General features: G+C 44.5%; 2 protein-coding genes. One reads left to right on the forward strand and one right to left on the reverse strand.

All coding sequences use genetic code 11. The annotated features are described in order from the left end of the window. Positions 1–318 precede the first annotated feature (318 nt). Positions 319–462 (forward strand): hypothetical protein, encoded by a 144-nt coding sequence (locus tag C8D85_RS18125; protein ID WP_162847627.1) that lies wholly within the window; start codon positions 319–321, stop codon positions 460–462. Between the two features lie 715 nt (positions 463–1,177). Here the strand turns inward: C8D85_RS18125 and C8D85_RS18045 are convergent. After that, positions 1,178–1,774 carry a replication/maintenance protein RepL gene (locus tag C8D85_RS18045; protein WP_133565361.1) on the reverse strand — a complete coding sequence of 199 codons (597 nt, stop codon included), beginning with the start codon at positions 1,772–1,774 and terminating at the stop codon, positions 1,178–1,180. Positions 1,775–3,026: the final 1,252 nt, after the last annotated feature.

Consider the following 3,026-nt stretch of genomic DNA (forward strand, 5'->3'; position numbering starts at 1 on the left):
AATACGCTTGGGCATGGGGTGCATAAGTAGGGCGAAGCCCGCCCGTCATGCACCCCTGCCACGTGGCGAACGGCTCCCCGAAGGGGCGGGGGGGGGAAATGGTGCTTTTCATTAACTATTTGCAATTAAAAGCACCCAAATATGGGGCTTTCATTAACTATTTAATATATCGATTTACTATTTACAAAAATCCGCTATCCCTTTACCTGTAAGGGATATAGCTTGATTTAAGTAGCATTTTAAAAAAAACTCTGTCTAGATATACTGTTTTAAACGCACATAATGACTCCCTATAAGCAATTACTTTTGGGAGGTTTTATGAGCAATGAAGAAAGCAAAACAGTACTAGTCAGTTTAGGAGAGTTTCTAAACGCAAACCCTGATTCAGCAGTGACACTATTTGCATTAGCTGCGATTTGTTTCGTGGTTTGGTGCATGAGAAATAGTGGAGAAAAAAAATAATGGCGAAGAAGAGAAATCTAATTTTTGGGACATTCTCAAATTACGAGTTTCACAAAGATGATGGGCTATACAAAAGAATCTTGGCTGAGTCCCCAGGGGACTCAATTGCTATGGTTAAGTGTTTTTTGTACATCTCGTCTATGAGTGATATGAGAAGCAGGATGGCGGAGTGCACTTATACGCAGATGATTCATTCAACAGGATTATCGAGACCTATGATAAGCAGGGCTTTAGATTTGCTAGAACACGAGGACTTTAATTTATTAAAAAGGGGGAAAAAGAGAAGTTCATTTGTTCTAAAACCATTTACTAGAAATGATGTTAAATACGGGTATTCACTTGTGCCTAGGCTACCCATTAACGAGCTGCTGAATCGTGTTCCGAATCGTGGTGTTATTTCAAGATTAGCTATGGTGATTTATCTATACATTTTGACAATTACAGACAATGACGAGCCTATAGCAAAGGTCTCATATAGCAAATTGGTTGAAAAACTAGGTATTGATAGAAAGCAGATCAAACCTGCTCTCTGCATTCTCTATGAGTCTTGTCTCTTGTCATGTATTCCCGCCAAATACGTAGGACGTTCGTCACATGATTCAAGCACTTCAAATATTTATCATGTAAGAGGCCTTGATTGCAGTAGACATGATCATAGCTACGCAGCTGACTACTTAAAGAATAGATTTTGGCCGCATTACCATCCGTATGCATATTAGTTCAGATCTAGGTCTTTCTGGTCGGGAGGTGGAAGTTCGTCGTTGGTAAGAATCACACGTTCATCGTCATATATGACAGGAACGGCTTTTAATTTTTTGATCTTATCCCAGCCTTCATCTTGTTCACATTCGTGAGCGACAACAGTGGCAGAGAAAACCGCTTTCCTCTGTCCTGCACTCCCAGCAAATGCGACTTGTTCATTGACTACATATGTATTGCTTGTACCAATCTTTATTACTTGAACATACTGCTTTTCTTTCAAATGTTTAGTTGCTCGTACAACAGTTCTCTTTGAAACCCCTAATATTTTTGCAAGAGCTTCATTCGAAATCGTTACTGCATTTGTCCCTATCTGCATATTCTCTCTGATGATACTGAACACCAAACTAGCGTTTGAGTTTTCCTTTTGAAGTGCTCTGAGGTTCTTTTCTGCTGCTCTGCTCATCATGTAATAACCGCCAGTAACTCGGTTTTTCGTGGCTGCAGCGAGTCTCCTTTCTTCTTGTAGGGTGTCCACAGTATGGCTTAATAAGGCTCTTGTATGAGTAAGTTGAGCTTCCAATGTTTGGATTTTCTTATTGTCACTTGTCATCAAAAATTGTCCTCTATAAGTGTCATTCCTGTCACAACTAGAGACAGATACTACAGTCACAACCTGAGACAAACAAGTCTTCATAGGTGACAATAGGTGACATAGCTTATGTCACCTATAGGTGTCATCCTATTGTCACCTTTCAAAATATACAAATGATATAAAAATCAATAACTTATATATTATTTTTCTTTTTCCCCTTCTATTTCTACTCAAGGCTAACGCCTCGACCTCACTTTGTGAGGAAATCTGCCTCGGCAAAGCCGAGAAAAGCCTTTTCCCGCTGCGCTCGGCATTGACGGTGAACCGTCAATTTCATACTCAATTACCCGCAATTAATTGGGTCAATTAACCACCAATTTAAATAACAATTTAAATAACAATTTTAATGTCATTCAGTGATGACATTAAAATTGACGGTAAAATTGATAGTGAAAACTGCCTTTTAGTAACTGATAAGTTCTTAAGATATCGCTTTCACTAGTGGCTGAACGCCACGTCATTCAAGCACTTCAGCCGTTTCACGGCTTACGCCTTTCACTTCGCTGGACGCTTCGTTTCAGTTGTATGGGCGTGTCTGGGCAAAGCCCCGACCCCCCGCCTTTTTAGTCCGGTTTCGACCCCGTTTCCGGAGTGGTGTCTTTACTCGGCTCCAAGGACTCGCTGGGGCGAGCTACAAAGTCGGGGGGTCGGCGCTACGCTTGACACGCTGGGCAAGCCCCCCGCTTCACTAATGGGTCGTGGGCTCCCCTGACCGTCTGGGGACGTTCTACGTTTGCGGCTCCCCCCAATCATCACTGAAATACTGGGGTATTTGCTGTTCTGATTACTTGCAGCGGACTTCGTCCTTGCCCAAGGGGCTCCGCCCCTCTGGACTCCCCGCACTCGCCGCCGTGAGGCTCGGGTGCTGGGTCAACGGTCGCAAGCTCCCTTTCTTCCCAACACCAGAGCTTAAGGCTGTCCACTACGATCTAAGTCAAGGGCCCGTGTCCTCGCTCCTACGTCGCTGCGGGCCGCTCCAAACCCTTGACTTAGCTCTTCGTTAAAAACGAGCTTAGAGAGGCTGTGAGGAGGTCTGAGAGGTGCTTCTCAATGGATCGTTGTCAAGGTTCGCAAGGCGACCGCAAAGCGGCTCGACCTTGACAACGAGGAATGAGAATACGCTTGGGCATGGGGTGCATAAGTAGGGCGAAGCCCGCCCGTCATGCACCCCTGCCACGTGGCGAACGGCTCCCCGAAGGGGCGGGGGGGG

The organism is Marinomonas communis (assembly GCF_004363305.1).
In the GTDB taxonomy this organism is placed as follows: Bacteria; Pseudomonadota; Gammaproteobacteria; order Pseudomonadales; family Marinomonadaceae; genus Marinomonas; species Marinomonas communis.